16 protein-coding genes are annotated in these 16,929 nt (G+C 74.4%); 7 read left to right on the forward strand and 9 right to left on the reverse strand.

The window, feature by feature from the left end; all coding sequences use genetic code 11:
* Positions 1-2: 2 nt before the first annotated feature.
* Both BLS67_RS04020 and BLS67_RS04025 read right to left on the reverse strand, forming a co-directional pair.
* Positions 3-1,487, reverse strand: a complete 1,485-nt coding sequence (locus BLS67_RS04020) for an aldehyde dehydrogenase (RefSeq protein WP_091240122.1) — start codon at positions 1,485-1,487, stop codon at positions 3-5.
* Positions 1,488-1,581: 94 nt separating this feature from the next.
* On the reverse strand, positions 1,582-2,661 hold the full coding sequence (locus BLS67_RS04025; RefSeq protein ID WP_091240125.1) for a TDT family transporter: 1,080 nt from the start codon (positions 2,659-2,661) through the stop codon (positions 1,582-1,584).
* A gap of 86 nt (positions 2,662-2,747) precedes the next feature.
* Here BLS67_RS04025 and BLS67_RS04030 point away from each other — a divergent pair, with 86 nt between their 5' ends.
* Positions 2,748-3,662: a LysR family transcriptional regulator gene (locus BLS67_RS04030; protein ID WP_091240128.1), complete on the forward strand. Its 915-nt coding sequence runs from the start codon at positions 2,748-2,750 to the stop codon at positions 3,660-3,662.
* Here the strand turns inward: BLS67_RS04030 and BLS67_RS04035 are convergent.
* From BLS67_RS04035 to BLS67_RS04045, 3 genes are read right to left on the reverse strand one after another with little or no spacing between them, the layout of a single operon-like run.
* A complete protein-coding gene (locus BLS67_RS04035) occupies positions 3,646-4,179 on the reverse strand; it encodes an NADPH-dependent FMN reductase (RefSeq protein WP_091240131.1) in 534 nt (177 codons plus the stop codon). The genes BLS67_RS04030 and BLS67_RS04035 overlap by 17 nt on opposite strands.
* Positions 4,176-5,093 carry a hydroxymethylglutaryl-CoA lyase gene (locus BLS67_RS04040; RefSeq protein WP_091240134.1) on the reverse strand — a complete coding sequence of 306 codons (918 nt, stop codon included), beginning with the start codon at positions 5,091-5,093 and terminating at the stop codon, positions 4,176-4,178. The genes BLS67_RS04035 and BLS67_RS04040 overlap by 4 nt, the downstream gene beginning before the upstream one ends.
* A complete protein-coding gene (locus BLS67_RS04045; protein WP_091240138.1) occupies positions 5,094-6,296 on the reverse strand; it encodes a CaiB/BaiF CoA transferase family protein in 1,203 nt (400 codons plus the stop codon).
* Between the two features lie 194 nt (positions 6,297-6,490).
* Here BLS67_RS04045 and BLS67_RS04050 point away from each other — a divergent pair, with 194 nt between their 5' ends.
* The 5 genes from BLS67_RS04050 to BLS67_RS04070 all read left to right on the forward strand — a co-directional run bounded on the left by BLS67_RS04050 (position 6,491) and on the right by BLS67_RS04070 (position 10,765).
* The gene (locus BLS67_RS04050; RefSeq protein ID WP_091240141.1) at positions 6,491-7,012 is read left to right on the forward strand and encodes a DinB family protein; all 522 of its coding nucleotides are present in this window, start codon (positions 6,491-6,493) and stop codon (positions 7,010-7,012) included.
* Positions 7,009-8,028: a zinc-dependent alcohol dehydrogenase gene (locus BLS67_RS04055; RefSeq protein ID WP_091240144.1), complete on the forward strand. Its 1,020-nt coding sequence runs from the start codon at positions 7,009-7,011 to the stop codon at positions 8,026-8,028. The genes BLS67_RS04050 and BLS67_RS04055 overlap by 4 nt, the downstream gene beginning before the upstream one ends.
* A 40-nt stretch (positions 8,029-8,068) precedes the next feature.
* Positions 8,069-9,037, forward strand: a complete 969-nt coding sequence (locus tag BLS67_RS04060; RefSeq protein ID WP_091240147.1) for an AraC-like ligand-binding domain-containing protein — start codon at positions 8,069-8,071, stop codon at positions 9,035-9,037.
* Positions 9,038-9,110: 73 nt separating this feature from the next.
* Positions 9,111-10,094 carry a carbon-nitrogen hydrolase family protein gene (locus BLS67_RS04065; protein WP_091240151.1) on the forward strand — a complete coding sequence of 328 codons (984 nt, stop codon included), beginning with the start codon at positions 9,111-9,113 and terminating at the stop codon, positions 10,092-10,094.
* Positions 10,091-10,765 (forward strand): pyridoxamine 5'-phosphate oxidase family protein, encoded by a 675-nt coding sequence (locus tag BLS67_RS04070; protein WP_091240154.1) that lies wholly within the window; start codon positions 10,091-10,093, stop codon positions 10,763-10,765. Before BLS67_RS04065 ends, BLS67_RS04070 begins: the two co-directional genes overlap by 4 nt.
* Positions 10,766-10,870: 105 nt before the next feature.
* Here BLS67_RS04070 and BLS67_RS04075 read toward each other — a convergent pair whose 3' ends face one another.
* Together BLS67_RS04075 and BLS67_RS04080 are read right to left on the reverse strand one after the other, a co-directional pair.
* Positions 10,871-11,785 (reverse strand): SCO6745 family protein, encoded by a 915-nt coding sequence (locus tag BLS67_RS04075; protein ID WP_091240158.1) that lies wholly within the window; start codon positions 11,783-11,785, stop codon positions 10,871-10,873.
* 17 nt (positions 11,786-11,802) lie between these two features.
* A complete protein-coding gene (locus tag BLS67_RS04080; RefSeq protein ID WP_207500247.1) occupies positions 11,803-12,774 on the reverse strand; it encodes an AraC family transcriptional regulator in 972 nt (323 codons plus the stop codon).
* A 193-nt stretch (positions 12,775-12,967) separates the two neighbouring features.
* Here BLS67_RS04080 and BLS67_RS04085 point away from each other — a divergent pair, with 193 nt between their 5' ends.
* Positions 12,968-15,274: a transketolase-like TK C-terminal-containing protein gene (locus BLS67_RS04085; protein ID WP_091240165.1), complete on the forward strand. Its 2,307-nt coding sequence runs from the start codon at positions 12,968-12,970 to the stop codon at positions 15,272-15,274.
* 97 nt (positions 15,275-15,371) lie between these two features.
* On the opposite strand, the gene BLS67_RS04090 is transcribed toward BLS67_RS04085, so the two are convergent.
* Together BLS67_RS04090 and ilvA are read right to left on the reverse strand one after the other, a co-directional pair.
* The gene (locus tag BLS67_RS04090) at positions 15,372-15,599 is read right to left on the reverse strand and encodes a hypothetical protein (protein ID WP_242653814.1); all 228 of its coding nucleotides are present in this window, start codon (positions 15,597-15,599) and stop codon (positions 15,372-15,374) included.
* Positions 15,600-15,642: 43 nt separating this feature from the next.
* Entirely contained in the window at positions 15,643-16,878 is a 1,236-nt protein-coding gene (ilvA, locus tag BLS67_RS04095; protein ID WP_242653815.1) for a threonine ammonia-lyase IlvA, read from the reverse strand.
* Positions 16,879-16,929: the final 51 nt, after the last annotated feature.

The raw sequence follows: 16,929 nt of genomic DNA on the forward strand, positions 1-16,929 counted from the left end.
GGTCAGCCCAGCTGGAACGGGTCGCGGGTGCCGCCGGTCAGCTCGATGAACACCGACTTGTTCTCGGTGTACTCGTTGACCGCCTCGACGCCGTTCTCGCGGCCGATGCCGGAGTTGCCGAACCCGCCGAAGGGCATGTTCGGGGCCACCACGCGGTAGGCGTTCACCCAGACCGTGCCGGCGCGCAGCTTGGCCGCGACCCGGTGCGCGCGGTGCACGTCCTTGGTCCACACCGCGCCGGCCAGGCCGTACGGGGTGTCGTTGGCCAGCTTCAGCGCCTCGTCCTCGTCGGTGAACGTGTAGGCGGCCAGCACCGGCCCGAACACCTCCTCGCGCACGATGGTGTTCTCCGGGCCCACGTTCGTGACCACGGTGGGCTTGACGAACAGCCCGCCCAGCTCGGCGGCCGGCTCGCCGCCGCAGGCGAAGGTGGCGCCCTCGGCCGCGGCGCCCTGCAGGTAGCCCAGCACCTTCTCGTACTGCGGCCGGTTGGCCACCGGGCCCATCTCGGTGTCGGCGTCGTTGGGGTCACCGAGCACGATCTCGTTCGCCCGGGCGGCGATCTTCTCGACCAGGGCGTCGTGCACCTCGGCGTGCACGATCAGCCGCGAGCCGGCCATGCAGGTCTGGCCGGTGGCGGCGAACACGCCCGCGACCAGGCCGTTGGCGGCGGCGTCGAGGTCGGCGTCGGCGAAGACGATCTGCGGGCTCTTGCCGCCCAGCTCCAGGGTGACCTTGTTCAGGTTGCTCACCGCGGCCCGGGCGACGGCGGCACCGGTGGCGGTGGAGCCGGTGAAGGCCACCTTGTCCACGCCGCTGTGCGAGGCCAGCGCCTCACCGGTCGAGCGGTCCCAGCCGGTGACGACGTTGAGCACGCCGGCGGGCAGCCCGGCCTCGTGCAGCACCTGGGCGAACGCCACGGTGGAGGCCGGGGAGTGCTCCGACGGCTTGACCACGCAGGTGTTGCCGGCGGCCAGCAGCGGCGCCAGCTTGAAGGTCAGCAGCAGCAGCGGGGAGTTCCACGGCGTGATGGCCCCGACGACGCCGACCGGCTCGCGCACCGTGTAGCCGAAGTAGTTGGGGTTCACCGGCGGGACGGTGCGGCCCTCGAGCTTGTCGGCCAGGCCGGAGAAGTAGTAGTACCACTGGTTCAGCCCGGTGAGCTGGCCGCGCATCTCGCGCATGAGCTTGCCCGAGTCGTTGACCTCGAGCTGGGCCAGCCGCTCGGCGTTGGCCAGGATCGCGTCCCCGCACTTCCGCATGATCGCCGCGCGCTGGAAGCCGGTCATCTGCCCCCACTCGCCGTCGAAGGCGGCGCGGGCCGAGGCCACGGCGGCGTCGACGTCCTCCGGTGCGCCGTCGGCGAGCACCGCCCAGGCCTGCCCGGTGTAGGGGTTCTGCGACTCGAAGGTCTTCCCGGAGCGGGCGGGGACGGACTCCCCGCCGATGAACAGTCCGAAGGTCTCGAGCTCGGTGGCGGTCGTCATCGACAGCTCCTCAGGTGCAGGTGGTGGCGGTCACGTCGAACGGTAGGGACGTCACGCCGGGCCCACCATCCGCTGAGAGCGCACGGATGACCGGCTACAGCAGCGACCCGTCGAGCACGCCGCGGGCGGTGCGGACGGCGACCACGGCCCAGGCGCCCAGCAGGACGGCGAACAGCGCAACCGCGGCGACCTGCAGGAACGTCTCGCCGGTGTGCGCGGCCAACCCCGAGGTGCCCGTGACCACGGTGCCCACCGGGAAGGTGAACGACCACCAGGTCAGCGTGAAGGGCAGGTGCGCCCGGGCGGTGCGCACGGTCACCGCGGTCGCGATGCCCGCCCACAGCAGCGCGAACCCCCAGACCGGCAGCCCGTACACCAGGCCCAGGGCCTGGAACGCCGCGGCGTAGGGCGACGGGACGGCGAGGTGCGCCTGCGTGCCCAGGTTGTTCGCGGCGGTGATCGACTGGCCGAGCGGACCGAGCACGATCCACAGGGTGGGCACCATCGCGGCCGCCCCCACCTTGTGCCGCGCCAGCCGGCCCCACACCAGCGTGATCACGACCAGGCTGGCCAGCAGCGAGAGCCCGAACATCGACCAGCACAGCGTGAACAGGGTGGTGCGCAGCTGGCCGGCCGGCAGTTCGGGCACCAGCAGCGCCCCGGTCGCCGCCGACACCATGGGCGGGACGACGGGCATGAGCCAGCCGCCGAACGCGGCGTCCTCGGGCACGTCGTGCCGGGTGAACACCAGGTACGGGACGCCGACCGCGGTGACCAGCCCGTAGCCGGTGCCGGCCACCCAGAGGACGGCGAACACCCCCAGCGCCGCCGACGACCCGATCAGGTCGGCACCCACCAGGTGGGTGGCCACGCCGAAGGCCAGCAGCGCCATCGGCGGCGCGCCGTAGAAGTGCGCCATGACCGGGTTCGAGGCGTGCCCGCGGGCGGCTCCGGGGTGGTGCCGCCAGTGCAGGACGGTGGCCGTGGACACCGCCAGCAGCAGCACCCCCGCCAGCACCCACACCACCTGTGCCAGCAGCCGCAGCCCGGGTACCTGCACCGGCAGGGTCACCGCGGCGGTCGCCACGATCGAGGTGCCCATCACCGAGGCGAACCAGTTCGGCCCGATCGAGGCGACCTGCGGGTGTGCGGGTGCGGCGAGGGTGGCGGTCATGGCTCCACGGTGCAGCCCGCGTGGGGCGCCCGGTAGCTGCCGCGACGCTGTGGGTGCACAAGCCGACCTTGTGGGACCATCAACCCGTGCCCCTGAGCCCGCACGTGCCCGAGCTGGGGGCGCTCGAGCTGCTGCTCGACGTCGTGGCCACCGGCAGCATCGGTGCGGCCGGCCGGCGGCACGGCATCAGCCAGCAGGCCGCCTCGGCCCGGCTGCGCACCCTGGAGCGGCAGGCCGGGGTCGCCGTGCTCGACCGGCGGGCCCGCGGCACCCGGCTGACCGAGGCCGGGACGGCGTTCGCGGCCTGGGCGACCCGGGTGGTCGAGGCCGCCGCCGAGCTGGACGCCGGGCTCGCCGCCCTGCGGCACGACGGCGCGGCCCGGCTGCGGCTGGCGTCGAGCATGACGGTCGCCGAGCACCTCGTGCCCGGGTGGCTGGCAGCACTGCGCCGCCGGGGCGACGCCGCGCAGGTGACCCTGACCGCCACCAACAGCGCCGCGGTGGCCGACCTCGTCCGGTCCGGAGGGGTCGACCTCGGGCTGGTCGAGGGCCCCGATCCGCTGGGCGACCTGCAGCAGGCCGTGGTCGGCCACGACCAGCTGGTGCTCGTCGTGGCCCCCGACCACCCCTGGGCCACCCGTCGCCGTCCGGTCGACGCCGCGCTGCTGGCCCGCACGCCGCTGGTGACCCGGGAGCCGGGCTCGGGCACCCGCACCGCCTTCGAGCAGGCCCTGGGGATGCCGGCGGCCGCGCCGGTGCTGGAGCTGAGCACCGCGACCGCCGTCCGGGAGTCGGTGCGGGCCGGGCTCGGGCCGGCCGTGCTGTCGGCGCTGGCGGTCGCCGGTGACCTGCGGGAGCACCGGCTGGTGGCGGTCGCCGTCGCCGGGGTGGACCTGCGGCGCCGGTTGCGCGCGGTCTGGGTGGGTGGCCCGCAGCTGCCGGCCGGCCCGGCCCGCGACCTGGTGGCCCTGGCGGCCCGGCCGCTCAGACCTGCGGGGTGAGCGCCCGGATCGCCGCCGACCCCTGCACCGCGGTGGTGAGGTCGACCAGGGCGCGGCCGTGCGACGCCGCCAGCTCGGCGGCGTCGGCGGTGAGGTCGGTGCCGTCGAAGTGCGGGTGGGTGAGCACCAGGCCGGGGCTGAGCACCTGGCAGCCGTAGAACCCGGCGAGCAGGCTGCGCAGCGAGTCCTGGGCCAGGAAGTGCTCCGGGGCGTTGTTGGTCATCACGATCGCGGCGGTCGTGCCGGCCAGGTGGGCCTTCGTCTCGGTGGTGTACCTGCCCCGCTCGGCGACCTCGAACAGGCTGCGCAGCAGGCTGGAGAACGACGCCCGGTAGGTGGGGCTGCCGAACACGACCGCGTCGGCGGCCTCCATCGCGTCCAGCACGGTCGCGACGTCGGTGTCGGCCAGGCTCAGCTTCTGCGTGTCGGCGCCGGTGCAGCCGGCCAGCACGCCCGCGACCCCGGCGTCCGTCCGTCCGCCGACCGACGGGCTGCCCACGATCCCCAGCACCCTCACGAGAACTCCCCCCGGGGCCGGCTGACGCCGCCGGCGCGGAACAGCGAACTGGGCAGCGGGTGCTCGACGGCCCGCTCGGTGGCGGCGGCCGCGACGAGCACGGCGTCCAGGTCGATGCCGGTCTCGACCCCCGAGTCGGTGAGCCAGTAGACGAGCTCCTCGGTGGCGATGTTGCCGCTGGCGCCCGGGGCGAACGGGCAGCCGCCCAGCCCGCCGACGGAGGCGTCGAGCTGGGTGACCCCGGCCTGGACGGCGGCCAGCGCGTTGGCCTGGCCGGTGCCGCGGGTGTCGTGGAAGTGCGCGCCGAGCGGCAGCCCGGGGGCCGCCGCGGCCACGGCGTCGAGCAGGTCGACCGTGCGGCGCGGGGTGACCGTGCCGATCGTGTCGCCCAGGCAGAGCTGGTCGGCGCCCTGCGCGACGGCGGACCGGACGACGTCCAGCACCCGGGACGGATCGGTCCGTCCGTCGAACGGGCAGTCCCACGCGGTCGCGATGATGACCTCGAGCGTGCCGCCGGCGGCGTGCGAGACCTCGGCGATGGCGCCGATGGCCTCGGCGGCCTCGGCGGTGGGTCGGCCGGCGTTGGCCCGGGAGTGCGAGTCGGCGGCGCTGACCACGTACTCCAGGTGCGGGATGCCGGCGTCGACCGCCCGCTGCGCGCCGCGCAGGTTGGCGACCAGCGCCGAGAAGTGCACGCCGTCGAAGCGGTGCAGCTGCGCGGCGAGCTGGTCGGCGTCGGCCAGCGCGGGCACGGCCTTCGGCGAGACGAACGAGGTCACCTCGATCCGACCCACGCCGGTGGCGACCAGCGCCTCGAGCATCTCCAGCTTGGCCGCCAGCGGTACCGGCTCCTCCAGCTGGAGCCCGTCGCGCATGCCGACCTCGCGGACGTCGACCCGGTCGGGCAGCTCCACTCAGACCACCCCCTGCTCGGCGAGCTCGGTCAGGTCGTCGGCGGTGAGCCCGAGCAGCTCGCCGTAGACCTCGGCGTTGTGCGTGCCCGGCCGCGGCGGGCCGGCCCAGCGGACCGACCCGGGCGTGGCCGACAGCTGCGGGGTGACCCCGGGGCCCAGGACGTCGGCGCCGACGCCCAGGTCGTGGTGGGGCACCAGCATGTCGCGGGCCAGGAACTGCTCGTCGGTGACGACCTCGGCGACGGTGGCCACCGGACCGACGACGACGCCGGCCGCGCTGCAGCGGGCGACGACGTCCTCGGGCGGGAGCGCCTTGGCCCAGGCACCGATCAGCGCGTCGAGCTCGTCCTGGTGCTTCGCCCGGGCGGTGTGCGTGGCGTAGCGCTCGTCGTCGGCCAGCTCGGGCCGGTCCATCGCCCCGCACAGCCGGCGGAACAGGGTGTCCTGGTTGGCCGCGATGATCACGAAGGTGCCGTCTGCGGTCTCGTAGCTGTTGGACGGCGCGATGGCGTCCAGCCGGGTGCCGCTGGGCTGCCGGACCAGCCCGGCGCGGGAGTAGTCGGGGACCATCGACTCGGTCACCGCCAGGCAGGAGTCGGTGAGCGCGGCGTCCACCACCTGGCCCTGCCCCGTGCGGGCGCGGGCGACCAGCGCGGTGAGGATGCCCTGGCAGGCGAACATGCCGGCCAGCGAGTCGCCGATCGACAGCGCCATGCGCACCGGGGCCTGGCCGGGGAAGCCGGTGACGAAGCGCAGCCCGGCGCGGGCCTCGGCCACGCTGGCGTAGCCGGGCTGCGCGGCCAGCGGACCGGTCTGCCCGTAGCCGGACACCCGGGCCAGCACCAGCCCGGGGTTCACGTCGGACAGCACGTCGTAACCCAGGCCCCAGCGCTCGAGGGTGCCCGGGCGGAAGCTCTCCACGACGACGTCGGCGCCCGCGACCAGCTGCAGGAACATCTCCTGGCCGCGCGGTTGCCGCAGGTCCAGGGTCACGCAGCGCTTGTTGCGGGCGTGCACGGTCCAGAAGAACCCGCGGCCGGCCTCGTGCGCCTGGCCCCAGGTGCGCAGCGGGTCGGGTCGGTCGGGTGCCTCGATCTTGACGACGTCGGCGCCCTGGTCACCCAGCAGCCGGCCGGCGAAGGGGCCGGCGATCAGCGTGCCGATCTCCAGCACCCGCAGGCCCTCGAGCGCTCCGGTGGACATGTGGGCTCCTCACGTCGACGTGCGGGGTCTGCGGCCGACGGTAAGCCGGTCGTGCACGACCGACCATCCGTCCCCGGCGGACCTCCATCCGCCCAGCGCAGGAGTCCCCGGACCCTCTGGACCCCACATGCATTGCGCCCTACCTTTCGTCTCGACGCCGGGCACCGCAGCCCGGCGAAGACGACGGGAGAACCATGTCCGACATCGTCGAGACGCAGTCGCGGATCGCCGACCGCACCCTGACCGCGGTGGAGGAGCTGCTCCGCTCGATCCCCGACGGCGACCTGCACGTGGCCGACCCGGGCGGCGGCTGGACCGGCGCCACGGTGGTCAGCCACATGACCCTGGCCGGGCTGCTGTGGGTGGCCGACATCGCGCGCCTGCAGGCCGACCCCGACCTGGACTTCTTCTACCGGGAGGAGATCGGCCACGACACCATCGGCGCGATCCCGCCCACCGCCGCCGAGGCCGCGGACAAGATCGCCTCGCTGCGCCGCACGATGGTCTCGACGATGCCCAACCACACGCCCGAGATCCTCGAGCGGTCGGTGGAGATCACCACCCTGGGCCGCATGACCGTCGCCGAGTGGTTGCCGATCATCGTGGGCCACGTCGTGCACCACCGCGACCAGCTGCACGCCGTCCTCAAGTCGCGGGGCAAGCTGCCCGAGCGCTATGAGGTGCCGGAGGGGTACACCGGCGAGGACGCCGCGTGAAGGCCGTCGTCCTCACCGGGGTCGGGCAGGTCGAGGTCCAGGAGCGCCCGGACCCCACCGCCGACCCGCTGCACGTGGTCGTGCACGTCGACGTCGCCTCGCTCTGCGGCACCGACGCGCACCAGTACGAGGGCCGCATCGACTCGCCGTTCCCGCGGGTGCCCGGCCACGACTTCGCCGGCACCGTCGTCTCGGTCGGCTCGGGTGTCGACGAGTCGCTGGTCGGCCGACAGTTCGCGGTCAAGCCCTCGCTGCCCTGCGGCACCTGCGCCGCGTGCGTCGACGGGCCCTCGCTGGACTGCCCGAACAAGAAGCTCATCGGGCTGTGGAGCGACGGCTGCTTCGCCGAGCTGGTCGCCGTCCCGCGGGTGAACCTGGTGCCGATCCCCGACGGCGTGCCGATCTGGGGCGCGGCGCTGCTGGAGCCCTTCGCCGTCGCGCTGAACTGCATCGACCGGCTGCAGATCAAGCTGGGCGACTCGGTGCTGGTGCTCGGCCAGGGGCCGATCGGGCTGGCCGTGGCCCGGTTCGCCGCGCTGAGCGGTGCCGGCCGGCTGACCGTCACCGACGTCCGCGAGGAGGTCTTCGAGGTGTCGCGGGCGTTCGGGGCGACCGACTGCCTGGACAGCCGCACCGACGGCCTGGTCGAGACCATCCGCGAGATGCACCGCGGCGTCGGGCCGGACATCGTCGTCGAGACCTCGGGCGCACCCGCGGCGTCGTCCTCGGTGATCGACCTGGTGCGCAAGGAGGGCAAGGCGTCGTTCATCGGCTACGCCAACGACCTGCCGGGCATCCCCGTCGTCCCGATGATGCTCAAGACCGCCACGGTCTTCGGCATCGGCGGCAACGGCGGGCGCGGGCAGTACGAGCGCTCGCTGGAGCTGATCCGGGCCGGCCGGGTGGACCTCTCGCCGCTGGTCACGCACCGGTTCTCCCTGGACGACGCCCCGGAGGCCTTCGAGGTCGCGTCGACCAAGCGGGACGGCGCCATCAAGGTGCTGCTGGAGCCCTGAGGCCTGGTCCGGGGCGGGGTGCGCTGTCATCATCGGCGATGTGCGCCCACCCGCCCCGGACCAGCAGGTGCTGACCTGCGGTGCGGCCGGGCCCGAGGCCTTCGAGCAGTGGCGGGCGCTGATCAGCGACACCTTCGTGCCGCTCACCGCGACCCCGACCACCGACCGGCCCTTCCGCGGCGAGCTGCGCGTCGTCACCCACCCGGCGGTGCAGCTCACCGAGGTGCGGGCGCAGGGCCAGCACGTGGCGCGCACCCGGCAGCTCATCGCCGGCAGCTGCGAGGACTACCTGCTGGCCAGCATCCAGCTCGGTGGCCGGGGCCGGGTCGAGCAGGACGGGCGCACCGCCGTCCTCACCCCGGGCGCGATGACCTTCTACGACAGCACCCGGCCCTACGTGCTCCACTTCGACGACGCGTTCGAGCAGCTGGTGGTCCAGCTGCCCCGGCGTCCGCTGCTGGCCGCGGCGGGCATCCCCGACGACGGCGTGCACCTCACCGCCGTCGCCCTCGAGGCCGGCGGTCCGGGGTCGGTGCTGGCCGGGTTCTTCTCCTCGCTCGCCCTGGTGCACGACCGTGACCCGGTCGGGGCCGCCCAGCTCAGCGCGCACGCGCCGGGGCTGCTGGCCTCGGCCCTGCGGCTGGCGGCCGGCCAGGGGGCCGGGCCCGAGGACGCCGGGCTGGAGCGGGAGCGGGTGCTCGCCCACCTGCGCCGGCACGCCGCCGACCCGCACCTGGACGCCGACACCGTGGCCGCGGCCTGCCACCTCTCGCGGCGCGCGCTGTTCCGGCTGTTCGAGGGGCACGAGTCGTGGGCGTCGGCGCTGCGGCGGATCCGGGTGGAGCGGGCGGCCGGGCTGCTGCTGACCCAGCCGCGTCGCCCGGTCGCCGCGATCGGCACGGCGTGCGGGTTCGCCGGCGAGGCCCAGTTCCACCGGGCGTTCCGGCAGGTCGTGGGGTGCACCCCCGCCGAGCACCGGGGCCGTGGAGGTGGCACGCAGCGTCGGTGAGCTGGCACCCAGGGTCAGCCGGCGCGGCGCAGGGTGGGGCGCACCGCACCGCCGTCCCGAGGGAGCACCGCACATGACCGCACGTGTCGTCCGCGCCGCCGCCGTCCAGGCCGAGCCGAGGTGGCTGGACCTCGACGCCGGCGTCACCGCCCTGATCGAGCACGTCGCCGAGGCCGCGCGCAACGGCGCGCAGCTCGTGGCGTTCCCCGAGACGTTCATCCCGGGCTACCCGTGGTGGATCTGGCTGGACTCCCCGGCCTGGGGCATGCAGTTCGTCGCCCGGTACGCGGAGAACTCGATGACCCGCGACGGCGCCGAGATGGCCCGCATCGCCGCCGCGGCGAAGAAGCACGGCGTGCACGTGGTGTTCGGGTTCAGCGAGCGGGCCGGCGGCAGCCTCTACATGTCGCAGGCCTTCATCGACGACACCGGTGAGGTCATCTCGGTGCGCCGCAAGCTCAAGCCCACCTCGGTCGAGCGCGCGGTGTTCGGCGAGGGCGACGGCAGCGACATCCAGGTGCACGACACCGCGCTGGGCAAGATCGGCGCGCTGAACTGCTGGGAGCACTTCCAGCCGCTGACCAAGTACGCCATGTACTCCCTCGGCGAGCAGATCCACGTGGGCTCGTGGCCCAGCTTCTCGGTCTACCGGGGCGCCGCCCACGCCCTCGGTGCCGCGGTGAACAACGCCGCGAGCCTCACCTACGCCGTCGAGGGCCAGGCCTTCGTGCTGGCGCCGTGCGCGGTGGTGGGCCAGGCCGGGCACGACCTGTTCTGCGACACCGACGTGAAGAAGCAGCTGCTGCTGCAGGGCGGCGGGTTCACCCAGATCTACGGCCCCGAGGGCAGCGTGCTGGCGGAGCCGCTGGAGGAGCACGAGGAGGGCATCCTCTACGCCGACCTGGACTTCTCGCTCATCGCGATCGCCAAGTCCGCCGCCGACCCGGTGGGCCACTACTCCCGCCCGGACGTCGTCCGGCTGCTGCTCAACCGGCAGCCCTCGCCGGTCGTGGTCGACCGCGCGCCGCTGGCCCAGCTGGAGGAGGTCGAGGCGTGAGCACCCCGGAGAAGGACGCGTTCTACACCCCGGCGCACCGGCGGGCCCAGGACCGCTTCGACGCCCAGCCGCTGGCCGACCGGGTGGTCGACGCGATCGTCAAGGACGAGATCGACGACTTCTACGGCGCCTTCATCAGCTCCCGGGACTTCTTCTTCCTGGCCACCGTCGACGCCGAGGGCCGACCGACCGTCTCCTACAAGGGCGGCGCGCCGGGGGTGGTCGCCGTGGTCGACCCGACGACGATCGCCTTCCCGCACTTCGACGGCAACGGCATGTTCCTGTCGGTGGGCAACGCCGAGGACACCGGGAAGATCGGGCTGCTGTTCATCGACCTGGAGACGCCCAACCGGATCCGGCTGCAGGCCGACGTCGAGCGGGTCACCGACGACCCGGTGCTGCTGGCCCGCTGGCCCGGGGCCTCGCTGGTGACGGTGGCGAAGGTCGAGACGGTGTTCCACAACTGCGGCCGGTACATCCACAAGCACCAGCGGGTCGAGGACTCCCGGTACGTGCCCGACGCCGACGGGTCGCAGCCCGTGCCGGCGTGGAAGCGGATCGACGTGGTGCAGGACGTGCTCACCGACGCCGACCGCGCCCGGACGACGGCGGAGGGCGGCACCATCACCTTCGAGGACTACGTCGGCAAGCTCCTGGCGGGCACCTCGTAACCCGCCCCCCTACCCCCCCGCCGACCCCGGCATGGGAGCCCATGCACCCACTCACGAGCCCCGTGGGTAGGTGCATGGGCTCCCATGCCGGGTGGCTCGAGGCCGCTACCCCGAGACGCGCTTGTAGGGGTCGCTCGGGGCGGCACCCGCGGCCACGATGCGGCCCGACCAGTCGTCCAGCTGACGGGTGAGCGCCTCGACGTCGTCGCCGATCGGTGCCAGCACCCGGGCCATCGCCTCGTCGGTGACCTGCTCGATGCGGTCGCGCTCGGCCCGGCCGGTCGCGGTGAGCTCGCCGTCGGCCAGCCAGCCGCGCTCGCGCAGGTCGGCGTCGGCGGCGTCCATGATCTCGGGTGCCCAGCCGCGGGTGCCGGCGTAGGCCCGCCGCTCCCAGCCGATCCAGTACTCGGTCACCAGGTTCATCTGGACGCCGGTCAGCCCGGCGGCGACGTTGGCCGCCTGGTGGGTGTCACCCCGGTACTCCCGCAGGATGTTCAGCGCGTGCCACAGCTGCCCCCACGGGTCGCTCGGCCACTCCAGCGACGCCAGCCCGGCCACGAGCGGGCGGCCGGCGACGTCGGCGACGGCCACGTCGGTGGCCCGGCGCAGCTGCGCGACCGCGGTCTCGACCTCACCGGTGGGGACGTCGCCCAGGATCTCGTGCAGCGACTCCACCGCGCCCCGCTCGCGGGCGGCCAGCACGTCGGCGCGCGAGGCGATCCCGCGGGCCTGGTCGTACAGCTGGGCTACCAGGCCGGGCTCGAACACCCCGAACGCGGCGACGACGACCGGCGCGGTCGGCTCGCCCATCGGCGCGGTGCGGCCCCACACGTAGCCGGTCAGGAACTCCAGGCCCAGCGCCTCCATGGCCGCGTAGGCGGGCATGCCCCAGAAGCCGATGGTGGCCAGCGGCTCGGCGGCGTCGCGCAGCGACCGCGCGGCGCCGGCCGGGATGCGCGGTGCCGGGCGGCCGGCGGAGGGCTCGGCGAGGAAGGCGGCCGACAGTTCGTCGTAGTCCACGGTGGGTGTCTCCCGGGTCAGTGGCGCAGGGTGGCGGACGGGAGCTCGCCGAAGCGGTCCCGGTACTGCTGGGCGAAGCGGCTCTGGTGGAAGAAGCCCCAGCGCATGGCGACGTCGGTGACCCGCACCGTGCTCGGGTCGGCGTGCACCAGCTCGGCGCGCACGCGGTCCAGCCGCACCCGGCGCAGGTAGCTCATCGGCGACTCGCCGTACTGCTGCTGGAAGGCCGCGTGCAGGGTGCGCACGCTCATGCACCCCACCCGGGCCAGCTGCTGCGGGGTGAGCGCCTGGTCGGCGTGCTCCTCGAGGTAGGCGACCACCGGCGCCAGCCGGCCGTGCTCCAGGGCCTTGGCCGGTGCGGCGAGGGCGTCGGAGAACTGGTGCCGCCCGGCGTGCAGCAGCTGGGTCATCACGAATGCCTCGAGCTGCTCGCGGGCCAAGGGCATCTCGGCCAGCCCGCCGGGCCGGTCGAGCTCACGGGCCAGGAACTCCACCGAGTTCAGCAGCGACTGCCCGGCCGGGGCGGTGAGGTCCAGGCCGAAGTCGAAGTCCAGCACCTCGGCCACCGACCGCCCGACCAGGTCGCCGAGGTGGGACTCGAGGCTGGCCCGCGGGATCTTGAGGATCAGCTGCTCGGCGTCGGGGGTCCAGCGGACGGTGTTGCGCTGCCGCGGGTTCAGCACCGCGCCCGACACCCGGGCCAGCGTGCGGGTGCGGGCGCCGTCGGAGCGGTCGGCGTCGGTGCTGCCCGCGGTGGTGAGGTTGACGTGGTAGCAGTCCTCGGTCGGCGGCATGACCAGCTCGGTCTGCGCCCCGTAGGTCAGGTAGCCGAGGGTGAAGTTCCGGTCCGTGACGGCGTTGAGCCGCATGTCCACCTGGTCGGCGGGGGCGCTGAGGTCGTGCTGGAGGTAGACGCGGGTGACGGCGTCCTGGGCCTCCTCGAGGCTGTGGGTGCCCACCACGGGGAACCGCGACAGCGGCTCGCTCACGGACACCCTCCGCCCCGGACCTCGTCGTCTCGCATGTGGCGCGGGCCACAGCTCGACCCGCAACCTAGGTGGGGCACGACCGGGTTGCCAACCGTTGCGTGCGAACGGGTATCCGCTGAGCGCAGCGCCGTGCGGATCGGTCGCTGCGGTCAACGGCTGGCCGCCCCGCCACCGGTCGGCCACCCTGGTGGGCATGACCGCTGTGGCCCCGACCCGTGCCGACGCCGCCCTCCGCGAGATCGAGGAGCGGGTGCTGTGGTTGGCCAGCGCGATCGTCGACCACGCCAACCGGGTGCGGCCCAACCCCACCGGGCTGAAGGTCGGCGGGCACCAGGCGTCGTCCGCGTCGATCACCACGATCATGACCGCGCTGTGGCTGGAGACCCTCGGCCCCGAGGACCGGGTGTCGGTCAAGCCGCACGCCTCGCCGGTGCTGCACGCCCTGGAGTACCTGCTGGGCCAGCTGCCCGCCGACAAGCTCACCACGCTGCGGGAGTTCGGCGGCCTGCAGTCCTACCCCTCGCGGCTCAAGGACCCCGTGCCCGCCGACTACTCCACCGGCTCGGTCGGCATCGGGGCCACCGCGCCGATCTGGGGCGCGATCGCCCGCCGGTACGTCAACACCCAGTTCGGCACCGGGGGCGCCGGCCGGCAGTGGTCCCTGGTGGGGGACGCCGAGCTCGACGAGGGCGCGGTGTGGGAGGCCGTGGTCGACCCCATGGTCGCCGAGCTGGGCGAGGTCGTGTGGGTGGTGGACCTGAACCGGCAGTCGTTGGACCGCGTCGTCCCCACGTTCGGCGCGACCCGGTTGCAGGGCATGTTCGCCGCCGCCGGCTGGCAGGTGCTCACCGTCAAGTACGGCGCGCTGCTGGAGGAGCTGTTCACCCGCGACGGCGGCCCCGAGCTGCGCGACCGCATCGACGAGATGACCAACCCGGAGTACCAGCGCATGCTGCGCCGCTCGGCCGACGAGCTGCGCGCGCAGCTGCCCGGGGACGGCGCCGGGGCCGCCGCGATCGCGGGCCTGATCGCCGGGGTGGCCGACGACGACCTGGTCGCCGCGGTGCGCAACCTGGGCGGGCACGACCTCGCCGCGCTGCGCACGGCGTTCGGGCAGATCGACGACACCCGGCCCACCGTGGTGCTGGCCTACACGCTGAAGGGCTACGGGCTGGCCACCGAGGGGCACCCGCAGAACCACTCGGCGCTGCTCAGCGAGGCCCAGCTGCACGAGCTGGCCGCCCGCGTCGGGGTGGACCCGGCCGACCCGTGGGCCCGCTTCGCCCCGACGTCCGAGCCCGGCCGGTTGCTGTCCGCCGCGGCCGGGCGGCTGGCCCGCACCGAGCACGAGGGGGCGCCGGCCCCCGCCGTCCCCACCGACCTGGGGCGCACCCCGAACGGGACGGCGACCACGCAGGCCGCCCTGGGCCGCACCCTGCTCGACCTCAACCGGGCCGCCCCCGAGGCCGGCGCCCGCGTGGTGACGGTCAGCCCGGACGTGTCCAGCTCCACCAACCTGGGCGGCTGGGTGAACAAGGTCGGCGTCTGGTCGGCCGAGGACCGCCGCGACTGGTTCTCCGACGACCCCGAGACGATCCTGCACTGGCGCGAGCGGCCCAGCGGCCAGCACGTCGAGCTGGGCATCGCCGAGGTCAACCTGGTCGGGCTGATGGGCGAGCTGGGTTCCACGTGGAACCGGTGGTCGCAGCCCCTGTTGCCGATCGGCGTCATGTACGACCCGTTCGTCTCCCGGGCGCTCGAGCCGTGGAGCTTCGGGGTCTACGCCGGTGGTCAGTCGATCCTGGTCGGGACGCCGTCCGGGGTGACGCTGGCCGGCGAGGGCGGGGCGCACCAGTCGATCACCACGCCGTCCATCGGGTTGGAGCAACCCGGCGTGGTCACCTACGAGCCCGGGTTCGCCCTCGACACCGAGTGGTGCCTGCTCGCCTCGCTGGGCCGGCTGGGGCGACCCGACGGCACGAGCGCCTACCTGCGGCTGTCCACCCGGCCGGTCGACCAGACCCTGGCCGCGGTCCCCGACGACCCGGCCGCCCGTGAGCGGCGCCGTCGGCAGGTGGTGGCCGGGGCGTACGTGCTGCGCCGGGTCGCCGAGCCCGCCGTCACGGTGGTGACGATGGGCGCGATGATCACCGAGGGCCTGGCCGCGGCCGACCGGCTCACCGGGCTCGGCCACCCCGCCGACGTCGTGGTCGTCACGAGCCCGGGCCTGCTGTTCCGCGCGCTGCAGGCCCGCCGGGGCCAGGACGACGCCGCCACCGCCGTCCTCGACCAGGCCTTCCCCGCCGACCGGGCCGTGCCGATGGTGACCGTGCTCGACGGCCACCCGCACACCCTGGCCTTCCTGGCCGGCATCCACCGGGTGCCCGCGGTGCACCTGGGCGTGACCCGGTTCGGCCAGTCCGGCGACCTGGCCAGCGTGTACCGCCACCACGGCATCGACACCGACGCGGTGGTCGCCGCCGCCCTGGACCTCGTCTGAGGCCCGGCGCCCAGCGTCGATCAGGGGGGTGCGCGGGAATCCGTCCTCCTGCACGAGATCTGGTGGGGGAGGACGGACCTCCGCGCAGGAGGACGGCTCAGCGGCGGTTGCGCGGGTGCTGCCGGGCGGTGCGTTCGTTGCCCCGGGCGTAGTTGCCGGTCACCCGGGCCATGAGCTGCTGGGGGTCGGCGCCGGCCTCGAGCTGGGCGAGGAACCGGGCCGCGGCGTCCCCGCGCAGGGTGGTGGCCGCCCGCCCGTGGTGCTGGATCTCGACGTCGCCGCTGGCCCGCACCTGGTGCACGAAGCCGTCCGGAGGAGCTGCCACGGCGGGGATCCTCGCCCGCATCCGGCGCGCGGTCGAGCCGGTTTCAGACCAGGAAGCGGTAGGCCGTCGTCCCCGGGGCCAGGTGCTGGATGCGCAGCGGGCCGGCGGCGATCCGGGCCAGCAGCGGGGTCAGCCCGGCGGCGGCGCCGAGCTCGATGCCGACCAGGGCGGCGCCGGTCTCGCGGTTGTCCCGCTTCTGGTACTCGAACAGCACGATGTCGTCGTCCGGGCCGAGCACCTCGTGCAGGAACCGGCGCAGCGCTCCGGGCTCCTGCGGGAACTCGACCAGGAAGTAGTGCTTGAGCCCGCGGTGCACCAGCGAGCGCTCGACCACCTCGGCGTAGCGGCTGACGTCGTTGTTGCCGCCCGAGAGCAGCGCGAGCACCGTCGTCCCGGGGTCGACGACGACGGCCCCCGACGCCAGCGCCGCGCTGGCCAGGGCGCCGGCGGGCTCGGCGATGACGCCGTCCACCTGGTACAGGTCGAGCATCTCGGTGCAGACGGCGCCCTCGGGCACGGCGACCAGCTCGACCCCGGCGTCCCGGATCAGCGGGAAGGTGACCTCGCCGGCCCGGCGCACCGCGGCGCCGTCGACGAAGGTGTCGATCTCGGCCAGCGTCACCGGCTCGCCGGCGACCAGCGCGGCGGCCATGCCCGCGGCCCCGCTCGGCTCCACACCCACGATCCTCGTGCCGGGCGCGTGCTCGCGCAGCCAGGTCGCGCACCCGGCCAGCAAGCCGCCGCCGCCCACCGGCAGGACGACGACGTCGGGCACCCGGTCGAGCTGGGCGAGGAACTCGACGGCGACCGTCGCCTGCCCGGCGACGGTGGACAGCGCGTCGAACGCCGGGACGACGACGGCGCCCGACGCGGTGGCCAGCTCGGCGGCGATGCGGGCTGCGTCGTCGTAGGTGTCGCCCTCGACCCGCAGCGTGATCGCGTCCCCGCCGAGCGCGGCGATCCGCTGCCGCTTCTGCTTGGGCGTCGTGCCCGGGACGACGACCGTGCCGCGGACGCCGAGCGTCGCGCAGGCGTGCGCGAAGCCCTGGGCGTGGTTGCCGGCGCTGGCGGTGATCACCTCGCTGCCCCGGTCGAGCTGGGCGATCGTGTTGTACGCGCCGCGCACCTTGTATGAGCGGCCGACCTGGAGGTCCTCGCGCTTGGTCCAGACGTCGGCGCCGCTGAGGTCCGACAGCCGCGGGTTGCGCTGCACGGGGGTGCGCAGGGCGACGCCGTCCAGCCGGGCGACGGCGTCCTCGACCAACTGGCTGAAGTCCACGGGGGTACATCCTCCCGGCCCGCTGTCGATCATCGGCGGGTGGCTGCCCGG

The organism is Klenkia soli (assembly GCF_900103975.1).
Taxonomy (GTDB): domain Bacteria; phylum Actinomycetota; class Actinomycetes; order Mycobacteriales; family Geodermatophilaceae; genus Klenkia; species Klenkia soli.